Genomic DNA, 19491 nt, shown 5'->3' on the forward strand with positions numbered 1-19491 from the left:
AAAGAGACCTTGTCACGATAGTCATAGTCCGAAAAAAAACATTTATTGACAATAAATAAACGCACTCTTGGCCATCAATAAGTAAACCTTTCGGGTGCTTATAAGTCATACCTCCATAAACAAATTATATTATAAAACTTGTCACATTTCCCTTATGAAAAAGTCATTCGCCATTTTATTCCTGACTGTTATTTTAGCAAGCTGCGCGGTTAAACGGTATACCATTGGCATGAGCGAAACAGAATTTACCGCATCGCAGAAATATAATTTAAGCCTTGTTGAGGCAACACAGGGAAGATCTGTTTACAAACGTGTGGTTGAAGTTGATGCCCAAAGAGTAGTAGCAAACATGTACTATTATTTTAAAGACGGACGCCTGGTGCGTATGGAACGGATTGAAGAGCCGAAGCCCACAGTAGTGGTTGTTGAAAAGGCGAAAAGTTAGTCTGAAGTCCGAAGTCTTAAGTCAAAATTACAATCCGGACTTAGGGCTTAAGACTTCAGACTTAGAACTTAGCTAAAGTTTGGAAGTACGCCCTCTATTCCCCAACGTTCTTCAATGCCCAGCCCAAACAGGGCGAAATCGTATTTTACCGGGTCAAGCGGATCAAATTGTTTAAGGCGTTCGGTTAGTTCAAGCGCGGTTTGCCAGTCGGTTTGTTTTCTGGTGATGAGCAGCAGTTTGCGGGAAACCCTGTCTACGTGCAGATCGAGCGGACAGATCAGGTCGGCAGGTTTGATGCGGTTCCAGATGCCGAAATCTACACCGTTATTATCCTGCCGTACCATCCACCGTAAAAACATATTCAACCGTTTACAGGTTGATTTTTGCGAAGGCGAGGATACGTGTTTTTTGGTGCGATGCGGGTAATCTGGCAGGGAAAAGAAATAGGAACGGAAGTGGTTAAGATATTTCTCCGCTGGTTCATTACTTTGCACAACGGTTATCCGACCGATAGATCCTTCGCTATCGCTCAGGATGACAAATTCTTTATTTTGAGTTGGCACGAAAGCATCCTCCAGCGAATCAAAATTTTCATAATGATACCTGAAAAAGCTAATGAAGTACAGCGTATCGATATCGTTAAAAGTGCGGTGCTTAAAGCTCAGCAGCTTTTTAAGATCTGGCTCTTCGTGGTTGATGATGAAATCATAGGGCACACCATCCATCAATGTAATAAGCTCTTTACACTTTTTAATGATGGTAACCCGCTGCCCCCAGGCCAGTGTAGCCGCCCAAAAGCCCATGATCTCGATGTCCTGCTTTTTGCTGAACATATGCGGGATTACGATAGGATCGTTCTCAATAAACTCCGGGCGGTTGTATTGGGCAACTTTGGAATCGAGAAAGGATTGCAAAGCCTCCAAGCCCCTCCCGTCCCCTAAAGGGGATGCCTTTGATTGATCTAACATACTGAACTATCGTTCCCCCTTCAGGGGGTTAGGGGGCTTAACGCCTGCTTTATATCTTCCAGTAAATCTTCAATATCCTCAACCCCTACGCTTAAACGCAGCAAATTATCTACCACACCGGCTTTCTCGCGTTCGGCTTTTGGGATAGATCCGTGCGTCATGCTTACAGGGTGGTTAATCAGGGATTCTACACCGCCTAATGATTCGGCGAGGGCAAATACTTTAAATGATGAAGCAATGCGGAAGGTTTCCTGCAGGTCGGCACCTTTCAGTACGATAGAGATCATGCCGCCAAAATCGCGCATCTGCTTTTTGGCAACTTCGTGATTTGGATGGTCGGTAAAGCCCGGCCAGTAAATCTTTTCTACTTTGGGATGTGTTTTCAGAAACTCGGCTACCTGGCGACCGTTTTCGCAATGGGCTTTCATGCGCAGATGCAAGGTTTTAATACCTCTAAGCACCAGGAAGCTGTCCATTGGGCCGGGTGTAGCACCGCAGGCATTGTAAATAAACCAAAGCCTTTTGTACAGGTCCTCGTCGTTCGTCATCAGGGCACCCATTACCACATCGCTATGGCCGCCAATGTATTTGGTTACGGAGTGCATTACCAGGTCGGCCCCAAGGTCGATAGGGTTTTGCAGGTATGGCGAGGCAAAGGTGTTATCTACCACAAACAGCAAATTTTTATCTTTGGTTATTTTGCCTATAGCCTCAATATCAACAATCTGCATGGTTGGATTAGTAGGCGTTTCTATCCAAACCAGTTTGGTGTATGAGTTGGTGTACTCGGCAACAATTTCGGGATCAGACAGATCCAAAAAATGAAACTTAATGCCATAGTGAGCATAAATTTTTGTAAAAATCCGGTACGAACCACCATACAGGTCGTTCCCGGTAATCACCTCGTCGCCGGGCTGTAATAATTTCATTACGGCATCAGTCGCGCCCATTCCGCTTGAAAAAGCCAGTCCAAATTCGGCATTTTCCAGTGCGGCCAAACAGCCCTCCAGCGCTTTGCGGGTTGGGTTGGTACCACGCGAGTATTCATATCCCTTATTATCCCCCGGCGATTTTTGCCAATAGGTAGATGTCTGGTATATCGGCGTCATGATAGCACCGGTGGTTGGATCGGGCTCCTGCCCTGCGTGTATTGCTTTAGTTGCGAATTTCATTTTTGGTTTGTTCATGGTTCATGGATCATAGTTCATGGCAGTATCAGATTCGGCTATGAACCATGATCTATGAACTATATGCTGAATTAATATGCCCTGGCAAATAACACCCTTTGTGTAGATGGTTTACCTGTCAAAATACATTTCCCTTCTTCCTGCTTATTATCCAAAGGTATGCAACGGATTGTCGCTTTAGTTTCCTCTTTTATCTTTTGTTCGGTCTCCGGGGTTCCGTCCCAGTGGGCGCTTATAAAGCCTGGTTGTTCATCCAACATGCGTTTAAATTCCTCGTAGGTATCCACCTCGGTCATGTTTTCGGCGCGGAAATCAAAAGCTTTTTTATAGATATTGTTCTGAATTTCTTCTAATAAAGCTTCAATATGCTGGGCCAACCCTTCCTGGTTAACGGTATTCTTGGTTTTGGTATCGCGGCGGGCCAGTTCAACGGTACCGTTTGTCATATCGCGGCTGCCAATGGCTACGCGCAAAGGAACGCCCTTCAACTCGTACTCGGCAAATTTTGCTCCCGGGCGGTGGGTATCGCGATTATCGAATTTTACAGAAATACCTCTGGCCTTCAGTTCTTTCTTTAAAGAATCTACATAAGCTGATATATTGTCCAACTCTGCCTGGTGCTTATAAATAGGCACAACTACAACCTGTATAGGTGCCAGTTTTGGGGGCAATACAAGGCCGGCATCGTCACTATGGGCCATAATTAAAGCACCTATCAAGCGCGTCGATACGCCCCATGAGGTTGCCCAAACATGCTCTATCTTATTTTCTTTATTGGTGAATTTTACATCAAAGGCCTTTGCAAAATTTTGCCCCAAAAAGTGCGATGTACCTGCCTGCAAAGCCTTACCATCCTGCATCAAAGCTTCAATACAATAAGTATCCAAGGCGCCTGCAAAACGCTCGTTAGCGGTTTTACGGCCTTTTACTACCGGTAGTGCCATCCAGTTTTCGGCGAAATCGGCATATACGTTCAGCATTTGCTCGGTTTCGGCTATGGCTTCCTCGGCTGTAGCATGGGCGGTGTGGCCTTCCTGCCATAAAAACTCGCTGGTACGCAAAAACAAACGGGTACGCATTTCCCAACGCATTACGTTGGCCCATTGGTTAACCAAAATAGGCAAATCGCGGTATGATTGGATCCAGCCTTTATAGGTATTCCAGATAATGGTTTCTGACGTTGGGCGGATGATCAGCTCTTCTTCCAGTTTGGCATCCTCATCAACTATAATATTGCCATTACCATCGTTTTTAAGGCGGTAGTGGGTAACAACAGCACATTCTTTGGCAAAACCATCAACGTGGCTGGCTTCTTTGCTGAAAAACGATTTGGGTATTAACAGCGGGAAATAGGCATTGCTGTGCCCGGTATCTTTAAACATGCCGTCAAGCACAGCCTGTATTTTTTCCCATATAGAATAGCCGTACGGTTTAATGATCATGCAGCCCCTAACCGGCGAATATTCGGCCATGTCAGATTTAATTACTAAGTCGTTAAACCATTGCGAATAATCTTCGTCTTTACTGATAACACCTTTGCTCATATTGATTGGAATAGAATTTTTGACTTTGCAATTATTGTATATTGCGCCCAAATTTATAAATTTAAAACTTATTCGAACCCGAACTTTTACAATCCTGCATATGAAACGGAATATTGCAATAGGAATTTTTCTCATCGGCGCCCTGGCGCTGAGTTCCTGCTCCACCCAAAAACTCGCAACCACTACCAGTAACGACGATGTATACTTTTCGAACGCGAAGGCGGGAGACGAACCTATTTATGCCGTGCAACCTGTTTACAACCAAACTGATGCTGATAACCAGCAGGTACAGCAGGAAGATGACGACGATTATTTTTATTATGATGATTATGCATCGCGTATAAATCGTTTTAGTTATTACTCTCCGTTTAGTTATTATGATAATTTATATTACGGTTACAGCAACCCCTATTACAATGGCGGTTTTAGCTTAGGCTTTAATTATGGTCCTTATGGTTATGGCTACTCGCCATACGCGTACGGCGGCTGGGGACTTGGTTATGGCTATGGTGGCGGCTGGGGCCTTGGTTTAGGCTATGGCTACCCGTACGGTTATGGATACGGCGGTTTCGGTGGCGGTTATGGCTACGGTGGCCTTTATGGCGGCGGTTATGGATACGGCGGCGGTTATGGCCGTGGGGGTTATGCTTCATCAGGTACGCCGCGCCCTGTGCGCGGTACCGGCAGTCCGTTTAGCGGCCGTGGTTACACGCCAAGTTCATTTACCCGTACTGCCCGCCCGGTAGGTGCAGGCTCGCCTACGCGTACCGGAATTGGTTATATACCAGGCGGCCGTGCAAACAGAACAACCGATGGTACTATAACCCGCGGCAATTCAAACAACGGCAATACCAGTTACTCTCGTGATTCTCGCCCTGTAAGGCAACAAGATACCAGGCCGCAAACCCAAAGTGTTGAGCGTTCCTCACCTTCGCCTGCTCCATCGTCATCATCTTCAAGTTCAGGTGGCGGCGGTAACAGTGGCGGCGGCGGTGGTGGCGGCAGACCAGTTAGACCATAATTTTATCAGCTTAAATCTATGAAGATTAAATATTTACTTAGTGTGATTGCTATAGTAGCAATTACTAAAGATAGTTTTGCGCAATATTCGCAGGATGCTATTCGTTTCAGCACCTTTCAAACCGGTTCAACGTCGCGCATCAAGGGGATAGGCAACGCGGGTACGGCAATTGGGGGCGATTTAAGCTCGATCAGCGGTAACCCCGCAGGTTTGGGCTTTTTTACGCACTCCGAGGCAAGCATTACGCCGGAGTTTGACGGGTCGAAAGTAAATTCAACCTACCTTGGCCAGTTTAATACCGACAGCAAAAGCAATCTGAATTTCAGTAACGGTTCGATTGTAATTTACCAGCGACTGAGCACGCCAAGAGGCCGCGACAAAACCAAAGGATGGTTAAGTATCAACTACGGCGCAGCATACAGCCGTACCAATAATTTTTATGAAAACATTACCTACGGCGGTAAAAACGCCAGCAACTCCATAGGCGACTATTACGCGGGAATTGCCAATTCAAATGGCCAGGTGAGCTCAGGGGGATTAGATGACTGGGCCTATCAACAAAACCTGATAGATAGCTATGCCATCACGGGCGGGAGCGAATATCGAAGAAATTCATTTGGCACTGTAAATCAATTAAGCAACACCATTCGCACAGGCGGGCAATCAGAAGTTAACCTGGCATTTGGCGCCAACTACAGCAACAAACTATATTTGGGATTAGGCGTTTCTTTTTCCGACATCCGTTACAATTCCTATAACGTGTTCAATGAAACAGGCACAGCCAATATATTAGTTAATAACGTGGGCACAAATGTTGGCTTTAACTCCAATTTTGTACAGGACCAGGTTACCAAGGGATCTGGCGCCAATGTTAAACTGGGGGTAATTTACAAACCCGTTAACGCGTTGCGCTTAGGCTTTACCTTTACATCGCCAACTTATTATACCATTGACGACTCGTACTCCGAAGGCCTGAATACCAATTTTGCCAATAACAGCAGCTTTAAAAACGGCCCGGTAGAGTACCCATTATCCTATAACATGCGCACTCCCTTAAAATTAACCGGCGGCGCCGCCATTTTTATAGGCAAATACGGCTTCGTATCGGGCGATGTGGATTATATTGATTACACTACTACCCACATTAGCAGCAACGACAGCTATAGCGCCGATTTTGATAACAGCAACATAAAAGCCCTGTACCGCTCAACCGTAAATGCCCGTATAGGTGCCGAGGCGCGGCTTAACAGCATGTTTTACCTGCGCGGTGGTTACGGGATACAGGGTAGCCCGCTAAAAACTAACGGCAGCGATATTAAAACCGTAACTGGTGGTATTGGTGTACGCTTTGGTAGCTATTATGTTGATGCCACTTATGCGCATTTAAGCGGCAACCAAACAGTTTACCCCTATGAAATAGGTACAGGCAGCCCAGGAGCCAATTTGAAAAAGACCAACAATAACGCATTCCTGACATTAGGGTATAGTTTTTAAGAGAATATCAAGTAGTAAGTATCAAGTAACAAGATTTTTTGATTTCGGATAACGGATTTTTGAACTTGCAACCTTCCTAAAGGTCTTACTACTTACTACTTGATACTTACTACTATTTATATCCCCGATAAATCCCCTATTTGCTCGGTTTTTACCAGCCGTCGTATGTCAAATCCTTTGTTTGCAGCACGCACCATTAGTTGGTTATAAGTTTGGTCATCCAACGTTGGCCTGCGGCTCAAAATCCACAAAAATTTGCGATTGGGGTGCCCAACCACAGCGTAACTATAATCTTTAGCCAGGTCGATAATCCAATATTTGCCTTTAAAAGGCCAAAAAAACTGCACGTCAAGTTTGGAGTTAACGCCTTTATCTGTCACGGTGGCCCGTCCTTCGGTCACTTTAAGCTTATTACCTTTTATACACCGATTTTTAACAATGATGCTGCCATCCTTATTTAGGCCGTAAGTTGCCGATGTGCAGGAACATCCTTTTTCAAAAGGCTGCTGAAAAGCGGCTACCTCGAACCAGGTGCCCAGGTATTTTTTTATGTCGACGTAATTTACGGTTTCCAAAGGTTTTTCTTTTGCCTGTTGCAATGCCAAAGCAGCAGCAGCGGCCAAACCCAATACTACAGAAGTTGCCAAAATTTCTTTCTTCATATTTCACTAACGATCAGCAGGAGCAAAAAGTTTAACCCCGGTACAGATATTTATGTTATTAAACGCCCTGAAATATTTAATTACCTTTGTCACAAAGTATTAAATTTGGAGAGTACAGCGGCATTTCAGCACAAAAACACCATCAGTATATTAGGCTGCGGCTGGTATGGCCTGGCATTAGCAAAAGCACTGATTAGCGATGGAATACGGGTAAAAGGGTCAACCACATCGCCCGGCAAAATGGAAACCATGGCGGATGAAGGCATTGAACCATACCTGGTTAATTTTACTGCCGCCACCGAAAATTACGATGCCCGCTTTTTTGACTGCGACATACTTTTGATAGCCACCCCGCCTAAAACACGCGCGGGCGAGGGTGTGGATTTTATTCATAAGATAGAAAAGATAATTAATGCGATAAAGCAACATGACGTTAAAAAAGTAATATTCATCAGTTCCACCGGTGTTTATGCCGACTTAAATTACGAGGTTGACGAAAATACCGACCCACAACCCAACACCGAAGCGGGCCGGGTTCTGTTTGCTGCCGAAAACCTTCTCAGACAAGGGGCAACATTTAAAACAACCATTATCCGCTTCGCGGGATTAATTGGCCCCGGTCGAAATCCCGGACGTTTTTTTGCGGGTAAAAAAAATATCCCAAATGGGAATGCGCCGGTTAACCTCATTCACCTGGATGATTGCATAGGATTAACAAAAGCTATTGTTGGCCACGATGCCTTTGGATACCTTTTTAACGGATGTGCACCAGATCATCCTGTAAAATCAGTGTTTTATGCACAGGCTACCGCGGATGCGGGGTTGGAAAATCCGGAGTTTATTGATGAATTGAAGGAGTGGAAAATTGTGAAGAGCTTGAATCCTTGGGCCATCCTTGGTTATCAATTTACAGCTTTGGAACAATAGAAAAAACTTTAAATAAATCACTTCGACCTATAATAAGTCTTGAACCATTTGGGTACCTGAACTGAGGGGATATCATCCCAAATTTTTCTTTGACCTGATTTTTTAAAATGACCAGCCAAAGTAAATGGTTCATCATTTTTAGAGTTATCAAAAAAGAAGGCCTGATAGGCTATTTGTGAAGCTTCGTACATCAAACCCAAAGCTCTCTTATATCTTTCTCTTATTCTATCTTCGGGGACATCGTGTCCATTTTGCTTTACACGCAATTTTACACGGTAGATATTTATTTCTGGAGATTCGGTCGACACAAAGTACAAATAAACTTTATATCCAGCTTTACTCGCCCGCTTCATGATATCAAGGTTTGAATCATGCGAAAACACAGTTTCAAATGAAAACCTTTCCCGCTTGGATAGTAAAACCTCTCTTAAATAACGCGCGATGATTTGGACCAACCGATCTAAAATTGTGCTTATAACCATCGTAAGGCGATCTCCTTTCAGCACAAATCCTGCTCCCAAATTCTCGATAGTAAATTTATCACTCAAAAGCCCCGATTGCCGGGCGAAGATCAGAATAGATTCTTTAGTTGTTTCAACTTTATAGGCTTTAAAACTAAATGAATCTGTTTTTAAAGCTAAAGCAATATCATCTGCATTAATGTATATACCAAAATCAATGGGCTTTCCATCTACTTTCGTTTCTCTTATTGACCTGACTACAGTGCTTTTTCCCGATCCGTTGGGTCCTGCAAATACTCTAAGCCTGAGTTGGGCAGAGCTGCTATCTCTTTGCATGGGACTGTACTAAGGTTAGTATTAGAATTATATTTCAGACAGCTTAACAATATGTCCATCTTCGTGCTCCTCTACAACCCAACCATCTTTAACGGTAACAACATAGCCCATAATTTCCATTGCGTTTTTTGCGGCTAACCTCCCGGCACTTTTCGCCTTAGCAACCAAAGTCCTCTTTGTTAAATAGGCATATCCATCTTCGGTGGTATGTCTGGACTCCTTTTTTAACGTTGTTTTCATAAATTAAAGTTAAGATTATTTTATCACCTAACATAATTTTTCAGTCAATTCAAATACAGCAGAAGGCTTTATCCCCCATCATATTTTCCAACATTTGGTTTATCCCCCATCACAAAAACCAGCTTCCCGCCTTTCAAAATATCTTTATGGCTAATATAACTCTTCAAATAAGGCTTCCCATTCAGGCTGATGCTTTGTACATATTTATTGGCTACCGTTAGATTCCTGGCCTCGATAAGGAAACTTTTATTACCGGGCAATGCCAGGCTAACCTTACTCAACTGTGGCGCGCCAAACACATATTTACCGTCGGCCGGGTTAACCGGATAAAAGCCCATAGCTGTAAAGATATACCATGCCGACATTTGCCCGCAATCATCATTCCCGGATAAACCATCGGGTTTGTTTTGGTAAAACTGATCGGCAATTTGCCTTACCAAACGCTGCGTTTTAGCGGCATCGCCGGCAAGCGTGTATAAATAAGCAATATGATGGTTAGGCTCATTACCATGCGCGTACTGACCTATCAACCCAGTAACATCAAGCGTTGAGCCTTTGCCAAATACTTTGGAATCCATACTGAACAGCGAATCGAGTTTGATTAAGAAAGCCTTCTTCCCTCCCATTAAGTTGATTAACCCCGGAATGTCCTGCTGTACCTGCCAGGTGTATTGCCAGGCGTTGCCTTCGGTATAATCGCCGCCTATGGCCAGCTGCCCGCTATCCAAATGGGCAAATGGTTGTACCCAATTGCCATCAGCCAGTTTGCCCCGCATCAGGTTGGTTGATTTATCGAACAGGTTTTTGTAGAAGGAAGACCGTTTACTGAAGTAATTATAATCTGCTATTTTGCCCAGCAATTTGGCTAACTGAGCAGCGCACCAATCATCATAAGCTGCCTCCAGCGTACGTGATACCGCCTCGCGCTTCACCGAATCAGATGGCAGGTAGCCATACTTCATGTACAAATCCCAATTGTATTTAGGGTTTTTATTGGTGGTAAGCGTAGCTTTAATGGCCGCAAATGCCTGTTGCTTATCAAAGCCCTTAATCCCTTTCAAGCTGGCATCCACAATAACCGGAATGGCGTGATTGGCTATCATGGCGTAGCTTTCTTTGCCAAACAATGTCCATACAGGCAATAATTTAGCTACGTTAAAGTGTTGCAGCATCGTCTCAACCATCTGCCCGTCTTTATCAGGACAGATGAGTGTATACAGTGGATGAGCGGCCCGGTAGGTATCCCATAGCGATAGCGTAGAATAATAAACCTTATCGGCAGACTGATGCACTAAGCCATCAGCTCCGCGGTATTTGCCATCTACATCGGCAATATTATTGGGTTGGATAAGGGCATGGTAAATACTGGTGTAAAAGGCTATTTTCTGCTCCTCTCCCCCCTCGGCCTTCAACCGGGAAAAATAGTTTTCCCAAACTTTGGCCGCCTCGGCTTTAATCTGTGCAAAGGTTTTATTGCCTATTTCGGCAGCAAGATTTTTATGGGCTCCATCGATGCTCACCGTGGATATGGCAACCTTGGCTTCAATAGTTTCGCCGGGCTGAGTGTCAAAATCAACAACCAGGCGGCGATGGGCGTCGCCATCAATAAAATGATAGCCGGTAAAGGCTTTGCCGAACGTAGCGGTAAAAAAAACCTTCTTCTCAACCCATTGGCTGGTATAAGCATACCCGCTGATATTGTTTTTGCTATTGACAGTAATGCTGCCTTCAAACACATGTTCTTTCAATTGTTCCGCATCCTCAACCAGGCCGCTTTGCAAGTCAATAAGCAAATGCGACTTGCCAGGTTTGCTGAACGTATAACGATGCAAGCCCGTGTGCGCTGTAGCCGTAAGCTGTGCCTTGATATTATGATCGCCTAAAACAACCTCGTAGTACCCCGGGGATGCTTTTTCTGTTTGGTGCGAGAATTTGCTCACGAATTTTATGGGTTCATTCCCCTGGAATGGAAAGAATAATACATCGCCCAAATCAACACCGCCGGTGCCGCTTAAATGGGTATGGGCAAAACCGGTAGTCACGCTATCTTCATAACGATAGCCCGAGCAATAATTCCAGCCAAAGTTGCCGGTCTCGGGACTTAGCTGCACCAATCCGAAGGGAACGGTAGCGCCGGGAAATGTATGACCGGTTGCCGATGTGCCAATAAAAGGGTTTACATATTTACCATATGTTTGGGCATAGGCTGTACTACCCGCAACAAGGCAAAATAGCAACAAAACAACTTTCGGGCACCAGGATAACCTCATATCAAACGCTATTGATGGAACATATAAACCTGAGGATCTATCACCTTACCATCGGCAGCTTTGATGATCAGCAAATCCTCATTACGGTTGGTGTTATCGGCAATATAATGGCCGCTAATGGCGTAGGCACCTTTTTTTAGATGCAGCATCCCTTTTTGCGGCTGCGCGTACTTATCCTTACCCCGGTATATGATCTGCTCGCCATTGATAAACAGCGCCGGACTAACTAAAAAGCCCGAAGTAACCTGGTAATCACCATCGGCATTAATCCGGATAAAGCCGTTTACTTTTACCCAGGTGAGGTTTCCGTCTGTTACCGGCAGCACCATCGGCGTAGCCGAATTAATGATAGCAGTTGTCACCACCTGTGTGGTATCCACTTTATCAATATTGTATTCCTTGCTCTTAATCAGCCGGTAGCTGAAGCCGGGGGTAAACGCCGCCTGGTCGATAATAACGGGCTTAATATCCACATGCCTGATCATGGCCTCCTGCAAAATATGCTGCTTATTTAGTGTCCAGGTGGTATAAGTTTTAATACTGAAGGTATCCTGGAGCATGGTATTGATTTTTACGGGGAACGATTGTGGTTTAGCGGTGCTATCGGGCATTTTGCCGTTAAGCGAATAACGTACCTGCGCGCCCAACAGCGGGTATTTAAGCACCAGCCCAAACTGGTTGCTATTGGTTACAATATTGTCCATACCCACAATATCGGGCAGGCGGGCATTCCAGTTCCAGAGTTTGAAGTAGCCGTATTGCTGTTTCATTTTGTAGGCAAATCTATCTATATCTTTATTTTCCGCTGCCGACCAGGTGAGTTCGGCTACAGCTAAAGCACGCGGATAAACCATGTATTGCAGATGTGTGGCAGTGGGCACTTTCTCGGCCCAAATATTACCCTGGGCACCTAAAATGTATTTTGCCTCTTCGGCGTTAAGCTCTTTAGACATGGGTTCGTAGTTGTACACCATTTGCCAGGTTACCGTTGGGTTCCATCCCACCGGTTCCAAATCCTCGGCCGCCTGAGGCGCATCAAAATACATATAAGGCAGCGGTGTCATCACCACATGGTGGTGCATTTTTGCCGCAGCTATGCCGCCCGCTTCGCCCTGCCAGCTCATTACCGTGGCCGATTCGGCCAGGCCACCCTGTAATATCTCGTCCCATCCAATGAGTCTTTTATTTTTGGAGAGTAGGAATTTTTCTATTCGTTTAATAAAATAGCTTTGTACTTCCTTCTCGCTTTTCAGGCCCTCTTTTTTTATTAGAGCAACGGCTGTCGGGCTTTTCAGCCAGGCCTCCATTTCGGCTTCATCACCGCCAATGTGAATGTATTGGTTAGGGAACAATGCCATCACTTCCGTAAGCACGTTTTCCATAAAGGTAAAAGTATATTCGCTTGGATCCAGCATGCGTACACGGTGTTTGGCGCCGGTTGAATCCTGGCAGCCTAATTCGGGATAGGCAAATATGGCCGCCTCGCTGTGGCCGGGCATCTCGATTTCGGGCAGGATGGTTACAAACCTGTCCTGCGCGTATTTTACCACTTCTTTAATCTCGGCCTGGGTATAAAACCCATCTTTGCCACCACCATCTATCAAATTATCCAACTTGCGAAATTTCCCTTGTTTTTCATAATAGGTAATCTTAGCGCCAACTTCGGTCAGTTTTGGGTATTTATTAATCTGGATGCGCCAGCCTTCATCATCCGTTAAATGCCAGTGAAATATATTCAGCTTATAATGGGCCATCACATCAATATACCTTTTAACCTCATCAACTGTAAAAAAATGGCGACTTACATCCAGGCTTAACCCACGCCACTGAAAGCGGGGCTCATCGGCAATACGGCATGCCGCTAATTTTAAAGGAGCAATAGCCCGCCCCGGTAATAATTGAATAAATGATTGTACCCCATAGAACACGCCGGCTCCATTACCCGATATTTTTACAGTGCCGGGAGTTACATCCAGGTTATAAGCACCTTCTTTATTGGTTACCGCGGTTACCAATTTTATTGCCGCAGCAGCCGGAATTTTAGGGTAAACTTTCAGCTTTAAATTAAGCTTATAATACGTAGCGAGATAGGTTTGCAGGTATTTACCTACAGCCTCACTTTCTTTATCAACCCCGATAACTGCTTTACTGCTTAAAACAAAGCTGCCTTTTTGTTCGGTTAAGTGCAAAGGCTGGGGTATAATGTGTAGTTGCGCCCTTACCTGTAAACTGATGCAAGTAACTATAAAAACCGCGGCTAAATACTTTATGCTGATGTTGTTCATGTAATGTAAGGGGGGCTTAAATTTTTACGGTGATTTTTTTGACGTACAATATCCAAACAGGGATAAATATAATGATAACCGTAAGTATGGCCGATATCAGCGACGCATTCTCTGGCGAAAAATTGGGCGTAAGGAGGTGAAAGTACATGTACGACCAGACATTTGTTTTATGCCCGTTGTCCGTAACCTGAATAATGGATAGTATTTCCGGGATTACATCGGCTAAAACATAGGCGGCTATGGCATTGCGGCCGAAGGCAAGGAATGGCGGCAGGATTTTCTTATAGCCTTTTACATCGATAAGCCAGTACGATAACGACAGGATAATAATAGCCAGCCCGGCTGTAAACAGCACAAATGAGCTTGTCCACAATTGTTTATTGATAGGGAAAAACGTGTTCCATATTAAGCCAAGTATAACCAGCAACACACCCGCGCCGGTAAGTTTAAAAATTTCGTTGCCGTTTTTAAGCCGGTCGCTTTTAAGCCAGGTGCCTGTAAATACGCCTAACAAACAGGTACCAATAGCGGGTACGGTACCCAACAACCCTTCGGGGTCCCATGTTTTAGAGGCTTGCCAAAGGTGATTGGTGGTAAAAACCATCCTATCAATGTAAGCGCCCAAATTGGTCTCCTTTTCAAGGTTGGGGTGAGCTACGCCAGGCACCGGCACAAAAGTCATGATTAAATAATAGCCAATTAAACAACTTACAGCTATCATAATTTGTGTTCGGGTATTCGTTTTCAGGTACATAATGGCAGTAATGCCAAACACCACCCCTATGCGCTGTAATACGCCGGGGAAGCGAAGATGCGCAAACTGAAAATCGCTGATCAATGGCAGGCAAACGCCTAATGCAACGATGATTAATGTGCGTCGCAGTATAGAAAGGATAGCTTTACCATGATTTGCTTCATCTGACTTTTTGCCCTGCATAGCATAAACGATGGATACCCCCACCATAAAAAGGAAGAAAGGAAACACCAGGTCGGTTGGGGTGCAGCCATTCCATTTAGAGTGTTCCAGCGGCCAGTAAATATGCCCCCAATCGCCGGGATCATTTACCAGGATCATAGCCGCGACGGTAAAGCCACGAAAAAAATCGAGCGAAAGTAGTCTTGGCCTGCTGGTACTGGTGGCCTTATCGCCAACTATTGTATTTGCCATGTTTTATTATTTCCATAAATCATCAGGCCGTCAGATCTTTTTCCCCGGGGCCTTAAGCGTATATACAAAATGATACGTACCCGAAACTACATTCATCTGTTCATCATTACCAACTTTTTTAATTTCGGTTATCTCCTCTTCGGTATTAAAATCCAGGCCACTCTCCGTGATCTGATCTGTTACCGATGGCAAAATAACATGTGCAGTAGTATTTGGCGGCACTACGATATCCAGGGTAAATATGCCATTATCAATACTCCATGCCGATTTTATTTTGCCGTACAGGGTTTCCAGTTCGGCCTGCGCGCTGGTTAATTTACCGCCCGGTTTTGGCGCTATAATAATTTTGTGAAAACCCGGATCAGCCTCGTCAGTATTAATACCGGCAATTACCCGGTACATCCAATCGCCTATGGCGCCGTATGCGTAATGGTTAAAAGAGTTCATTTCAGGGTCTTCAAAAGTGCCATCCGGCTTAATGCCATCCCAGCGCTCCCAAATGGTGGTGGCGCCGTTTTTAACCGGGTATAGCCACGATGGGTACGATTCTTTCATCAGCAGGTCATAAGCAATATCTGTAAAGCCAAAGCGGCTCAAAACATGGCAAATATAGGGTGTGCCTAAAAAGCCGGTAGTGATATGCTCGTCGTAATCATCAATATTTTTTACCAGCCTTTTTGCTGCCGATACCCTCAGGTTCTCGGGCAGTAAATCGAAATTTAATGCCAGCACGTATGAGGTTTGCGTACCCGATATCATGCGCCCGTTGGGTGTTACATACTCGCTGTTAAAAGCTTTTTTGATATTATACAACAGCTGCGAATATTTTTGTACATCATCGCTTTTACCCAATATTTTGGCTGCATTGATGAGCAATTGCGTTGAGTGGGCATAAAAAGCCTGCGCTATCAGGTTTTTGTCGGTTAGTGCGGCGCCATCTTCGTAATTGGTACCGGCGTAAAACAGCCAGTCGCCAAAGTGGTTGCCTGTATCCCACAAATAGTTGCGGCTATGTTGTTGAATATAGCCCACCCAGGCCTTCATACTTTCGTACTGCTGCTGCAACACCTGTTTATCATTATAAGCCAGGTAAATATTCCAGGGAGCTATAGTGGCCACATCGCTCCAGCCGGATGCGGCAGACGAAGCGCTATCCAGCATATTAGGTATTACGTAAGGCACCGCGCCATCTTTATGCTGATCGGCGGTTAAATCTTTCAGCCATTTGGTATAAAAGCCTGCCACATCCATATTAAACGTGGCGGTACGGCAAAAGGCCTGTGCATCGCCCGTCCAGCCCATGCGCTCATCGCGCTGCGGGCAATCGGTAGGCACATCAATAAAATTTCCTTTTTGCCCCCATTGAATATTATGTTGTAACTGGTTAACTAATGGGTTTGAAGTGGAAAATTTGCCTGTTTGTGCCATATCCGAGTAAACGGCATAAGCAGCCAGATTTGTGGAATCCAGCGGGCCGGTATAACCCACCACCTTTAAAAACCTGAACCCCTGGAAGGTAAAATGAGGTTCGAAAGTGGCAATGCTATCATCTTTAAAAACATAGGTAATTTCCTGTTTGGCGGTACGCAGGTTTTTGGTGTAAAAATTTCCCTTTTGATCCAGCACTTCGGCATGGTAAAGCCTGACGGTATCGCCTGCCTTTGCTTTCAGTTTAAACTGCACCCAGCCTACCAGGTTTTGGCCAAAATCGACAACCCGCTCGCCTGCCGGTGTGGTAAATACCTTTAAGGGCAAAAACTTTTCGTGTTTTTTTACAGTCGGGCCGGTGGTGGCAATCAGGTTATTCCTTATGGTCGTATCCATTTTAACCGTATCCCAGCCCATGTCTTTATAAAGGGGACTTGTCCAGCCGTTTTTTTCCTTGCGGGCGTCATAAACCTCGCCATCAAAAAAAGATGACGAGCGTATTGGGCCATAAGTTACCTTCCAGCTTTTATCTGAATTAATTATTTCCCGTTTACCATTAGTATACACTAATTCCAACTGGCAAAGCAGGGCCAGTTTGCTGCCATATATATTTTTTTTACGGTTATAAGTATAGCCCCTGTACCAGCCATCGCCAACGGTTACGCCAATGGCGTTGGCGCCTTTTAGCATATTGGTGGTAACATCATACACATTATATTGCAGGCGTTTGTTATAGCTCGTCCAGCCGGGGGCAAAATAATCATTACCAACACGTTTGCCATTTATTTGCGCTTCAAAAACACCGTGCGCGGTGATGTATAAGTGTGCTGCACGCACTTTTTTATCTAACTTAAAACTTTTGCGGAACATGGGCGCCGGGCCGTTGGTGGTGTCAGACGGGTAAGTATCCTGGATCCATTTGGCCGACCAGTCGGTTGGGTTTAGCAAACCCATTTTCCAAAAGTTGACCATACACCAGGGGCTTACCCGGTTTTTGTTATCCCATACCCTAACCTGCCAGTAAACTTTTTGGCGCGAAGCAAGCATAGGCCCGCCATAATAAACCTGGATAGACTGAGCGGAATAAATGCGGCCTGTACCCCAGATGATATCCTTGCCTTTTGTTAACGATACGGCATTGCTGCCAACTCTTATTTCATAGGATGTTTGCTGAATGTCGCGCTCCGGGCATACCAGTTTCCAGCTCAAACGCGGATTAGCAACTGCAACCGATATGGGGTTGGTTTTATACTCACAAATAAGGTTATCAACCGTGATGGGTGGTGGTAATGACTTAACCTGGCAGAAACAGCTTAGGGAAACAGAAAATAATAAAACGATACTGAAGCATCCTTTTTTGAGCACGCTTACCTGTTGAATATAATTCATGCATTAAATATAGCTTTAGAACGATTTTTGTTTTAAGTACCGTACATATTTAGCTATAAAACAAGTAAAAATGATGTGGTAATTGCAATATCTATCAGTAAACGAAAATGGCCCCGCAAAAGTTTCGCGGGGACCGGTAGGCCCCACGGGCTAATGTTCCAGGGTGCCTTCGGTTAACGGGTATTGAAAAAGCAGGCGGATATTTGAGTATGCAGCCGAGTTAACATTCCAGTAAGGTTTTTTAAAGGCTTTTTCGCGGGCGCCGTGGGCTGTCATTACAGCAACGGCCTTACCTGTACGTAAAAGATCAAACCAGCGGTGATTTTCAAACGCCAATTCAACCTGCCTTTCATGCGCTATAGCATCCCGAAAGGCATCCTGCCCCGAAACATTTAAAGCAGGGTCATCATTCCCGGCGGATTTAGCGGCCAGGCCGGCCCGTTCGCGTACCAGGTTTAAATATTTAAAAGCATCGCCGCCACCCACAAATCCCTGCTCGTTAAGGCATTCGGCCAGCATCAGGTAAACATCGGCATAGCGGTACACCGGGAAATTTTTACCGGTTACACCCTGCACGGCGCTGGTGGTTGCAAACTTTTTAATAAAGGGCAAATCCACGCCGTACTCATCAGATGTAAATTCAATTAACGAGGCATCTTTGCGGTTATCGCCATCCTCATATGCATTAACCAAATCCTGTGTTGGTATATTCCAGCCGTTTTGCGCGCCATTGGCTATCTCAAAACCGGTCACATCCGAGTCATAATAATCCCAGGGTATAAACGTATCTACAAAATCGCTACCCAGTCCGTTTGAACCCTCAATGTATTGTATTTCGAAAATAGACTCGGGGCCGTTCTCTTTATTATTATCAAAGTTATCGCCATAATCTGTATTCAGATGATAAGCATTTGATGCAATAATATTCCGCAGCAAGGGAATGGCCAGGTCAAATTTTTTCCGGGTCATGTACACCTCGGCAAGCATGGTTTCGGCAGTTCCCTTGGTTACCCGGCCTTTATTTGCGGCGCCGGCATAGGTTACAGGCAGTTTGGCAACTGCAACCTGCGCATCGGCAATAATAGCCGCGTAAACAGCATCTACCTCGGCCTTGGTTGCTACCTTGTAAGCCTCGCTTACCGATGCTACCTCGTTAAGTACCAGCGGCACCCGGCCAAACATACGCACCAGGTTAAAATAGTTAAATGCGCGTAAAAAACTGGCTTGCCCTGCAATGGTATCGGCAACGGCCGCATCCAGTTTTGCCGCCGGTAAACGGGCTAAGATGGCGTTGCAGCGGCCAATACCTGTATAACTGGCGCTGAAAAAGGCACCTACCATATCATTATTGTTCAACTCCCTAAACTCGTCTATTTCTTCTTTGTTAGTACCAGAGCGATCATAGGGGTCAAACTCGTACGATGTATTGTCAGACCGCATTTCGCCCATTGCCCAAAAACTGCCATTATACAGGCCTTGTAATGGTGCATAAGCCCCGTTAACCGCCTGAACAAACTGTGCCTGTGTTTTAAAAAAGTTGGTTGTGTTTTGAGTATCGGCAGGCTGAAGGTTAAGATAGTCTTTTTTACACCCCCACATACCACATGCGATAAGTACCAGGAAAACGTATATGTATTTTTTCATGATTTCGATTGTTATGGTTTCA

Annotated in this window: 15 protein-coding genes; 4 read left to right on the top strand and 11 right to left on the bottom strand. The window is 45.0% G+C overall.

Features of this window, described 5'->3' with window-relative positions; translation table 11 throughout:
- Positions 1-154: 154 nt before the first annotated feature.
- The gene (locus AC1RM2_RS05345) at positions 155-445 is read left to right on the top strand and encodes a hypothetical protein (protein WP_492983971.1); all 291 of its coding nucleotides are present in this window, start codon (positions 155-157) and stop codon (positions 443-445) included.
- Positions 446-513: 68 nt separating this feature from the next.
- On the opposite strand, the gene AC1RM2_RS05350 is transcribed toward AC1RM2_RS05345, so the two are convergent.
- From AC1RM2_RS05350 to proS, 3 genes are all read right to left on the bottom strand, one after another.
- Positions 514-1413 (bottom strand): TIGR02757 family protein, encoded by a 900-nt coding sequence (locus AC1RM2_RS05350; RefSeq protein ID WP_492983972.1) that lies wholly within the window; start codon positions 1411-1413, stop codon positions 514-516.
- A 20-nt stretch (positions 1414-1433) separates the two neighbouring features.
- Positions 1434-2585, bottom strand: a complete 1152-nt coding sequence (locus AC1RM2_RS05355; protein WP_492983973.1) for a cystathionine gamma-synthase — start codon at positions 2583-2585, stop codon at positions 1434-1436.
- 86 nt (positions 2586-2671) lie between these two features.
- Entirely contained in the window at positions 2672-4144 is a 1473-nt protein-coding gene (gene proS / locus AC1RM2_RS05360; protein WP_492983974.1) for a proline--tRNA ligase, read from the bottom strand.
- Between the two features lie 100 nt (positions 4145-4244).
- Here proS and AC1RM2_RS05365 point away from each other — a divergent pair, with 100 nt between their 5' ends.
- Positions 4245-5165 (top strand): hypothetical protein, encoded by a 921-nt coding sequence (locus AC1RM2_RS05365; RefSeq protein WP_492983975.1) that lies wholly within the window; start codon positions 4245-4247, stop codon positions 5163-5165.
- An 18-nt stretch (positions 5166-5183) separates the two neighbouring features.
- Positions 5184-6659 carry an OmpP1/FadL family transporter gene (locus tag AC1RM2_RS05370; protein WP_492983976.1) on the top strand — a complete coding sequence of 492 codons (1476 nt, stop codon included), beginning with the start codon at positions 5184-5186 and terminating at the stop codon, positions 6657-6659.
- Positions 6660-6775: 116 nt separating this feature from the next.
- On the opposite strand, the gene AC1RM2_RS05375 is transcribed toward AC1RM2_RS05370, so the two are convergent.
- Positions 6776-7321 (bottom strand): lipocalin family protein, encoded by a 546-nt coding sequence (locus AC1RM2_RS05375; RefSeq protein WP_492983977.1) that lies wholly within the window; start codon positions 7319-7321, stop codon positions 6776-6778.
- Positions 7322-7426: 105 nt separating this feature from the next.
- Here AC1RM2_RS05375 and AC1RM2_RS05380 point away from each other — a divergent pair, with 105 nt between their 5' ends.
- Positions 7427-8248, top strand: a complete 822-nt coding sequence (locus tag AC1RM2_RS05380) for an SDR family oxidoreductase (protein WP_492983978.1) — start codon at positions 7427-7429, stop codon at positions 8246-8248.
- A gap of 17 nt (positions 8249-8265) precedes the next feature.
- Here the strand turns inward: AC1RM2_RS05380 and AC1RM2_RS05385 are convergent, their stop codons facing one another.
- The 7 genes from AC1RM2_RS05385 to AC1RM2_RS05415 all read right to left on the bottom strand — a co-directional run bounded on the left by AC1RM2_RS05385 (position 8266) and on the right by AC1RM2_RS05415 (position 19469).
- Positions 8266-9045 carry an ATPase gene (locus AC1RM2_RS05385; RefSeq protein ID WP_492983979.1) on the bottom strand — a complete coding sequence of 260 codons (780 nt, stop codon included), beginning with the start codon at positions 9043-9045 and terminating at the stop codon, positions 8266-8268.
- Positions 9046-9072: 27 nt separating this feature from the next.
- Entirely contained in the window at positions 9073-9285 is a 213-nt protein-coding gene (locus AC1RM2_RS05390; RefSeq protein WP_492983980.1) for a hypothetical protein, read from the bottom strand.
- Positions 9286-9353: 68 nt separating this feature from the next.
- Positions 9354-11555, bottom strand: coding sequence for a GH92 family glycosyl hydrolase (locus AC1RM2_RS05395; protein WP_492983981.1), 2202 nt, complete (start codon positions 11553-11555; stop codon positions 9354-9356).
- A gap of 8 nt (positions 11556-11563) precedes the next feature.
- Positions 11564-13840, bottom strand: coding sequence for a beta-N-acetylhexosaminidase (locus AC1RM2_RS05400; protein WP_492983982.1), 2277 nt, complete (start codon positions 13838-13840; stop codon positions 11564-11566).
- A gap of 16 nt (positions 13841-13856) precedes the next feature.
- Positions 13857-15008, bottom strand: coding sequence for an acyltransferase family protein (locus AC1RM2_RS05405; protein WP_492983983.1), 1152 nt, complete (start codon positions 15006-15008; stop codon positions 13857-13859).
- Between the two features lie 30 nt (positions 15009-15038).
- On the bottom strand, positions 15039-17825 hold the full coding sequence (locus tag AC1RM2_RS05410) for a family 78 glycoside hydrolase catalytic domain (protein WP_492983984.1): 2787 nt from the start codon (positions 17823-17825) through the stop codon (positions 15039-15041).
- A gap of 150 nt (positions 17826-17975) precedes the next feature.
- Positions 17976-19469 carry a RagB/SusD family nutrient uptake outer membrane protein gene (locus AC1RM2_RS05415; RefSeq protein ID WP_492983985.1) on the bottom strand — a complete coding sequence of 498 codons (1494 nt, stop codon included), beginning with the start codon at positions 19467-19469 and terminating at the stop codon, positions 17976-17978.
- Positions 19470-19491 lie beyond the last annotated feature (22 nt).

The sequence above is a fragment of the Mucilaginibacter sp. GW822-FHT03E02 genome (genome assembly GCF_058801545.1).

What these genes read in the sequence shown, in the direction of transcription:
- AC1RM2_RS05385 (WP_492983979.1), bottom strand. Translation starts at nt 9,045, where the DNA reads ATGCAAAGAGATAGCAGCTCTGCCCAACTCAGGCTTAGAGTATTTGCA.
- AC1RM2_RS05415 (WP_492983985.1), bottom strand. Translation starts at nt 19,469, where the DNA reads ATGAAAAAATACATATACGTTTTCCTGGTACTTATCGCATGTGGTATG.
- AC1RM2_RS05375 (WP_492983977.1), bottom strand. Translation starts at nt 7,321, where the DNA reads ATGAAGAAAGAAATTTTGGCAACTTCTGTAGTATTGGGTTTGGCCGCT.
- AC1RM2_RS05350 (WP_492983972.1), bottom strand. Translation starts at nt 1,413, where the DNA reads ATGTTAGATCAATCAAAGGCATCCCCTTTAGGGGACGGGAGGGGCTTG.
- AC1RM2_RS05410 (WP_492983984.1), bottom strand. Translation starts at nt 17,825, where the DNA reads ATGAATTATATTCAACAGGTAAGCGTGCTCAAAAAAGGATGCTTCAGT.
- AC1RM2_RS05355 (WP_492983973.1), bottom strand. Translation starts at nt 2,585, where the DNA reads ATGAAATTCGCAACTAAAGCAATACACGCAGGGCAGGAGCCCGATCCA.
- AC1RM2_RS05405 (WP_492983983.1), bottom strand. Translation starts at nt 15,008, where the DNA reads ATGGCAAATACAATAGTTGGCGATAAGGCCACCAGTACCAGCAGGCCA.
- AC1RM2_RS05345 (WP_492983971.1), top strand. Translation starts at nt 155, where the DNA reads ATGAAAAAGTCATTCGCCATTTTATTCCTGACTGTTATTTTAGCAAGC.
- proS (WP_492983974.1), bottom strand. Translation starts at nt 4,144, where the DNA reads ATGAGCAAAGGTGTTATCAGTAAAGACGAAGATTATTCGCAATGGTTT.
- AC1RM2_RS05365 (WP_492983975.1), top strand. Translation starts at nt 4,245, where the DNA reads ATGAAACGGAATATTGCAATAGGAATTTTTCTCATCGGCGCCCTGGCG.
- AC1RM2_RS05395 (WP_492983981.1), bottom strand. Translation starts at nt 11,555, where the DNA reads ATGAGGTTATCCTGGTGCCCGAAAGTTGTTTTGTTGCTATTTTGCCTT.
- AC1RM2_RS05390 (WP_492983980.1), bottom strand. Translation starts at nt 9,285, where the DNA reads ATGAAAACAACGTTAAAAAAGGAGTCCAGACATACCACCGAAGATGGA.
- AC1RM2_RS05370 (WP_492983976.1), top strand. Translation starts at nt 5,184, where the DNA reads ATGAAGATTAAATATTTACTTAGTGTGATTGCTATAGTAGCAATTACT.
- AC1RM2_RS05400 (WP_492983982.1), bottom strand. Translation starts at nt 13,840, where the DNA reads ATGAACAACATCAGCATAAAGTATTTAGCCGCGGTTTTTATAGTTACT.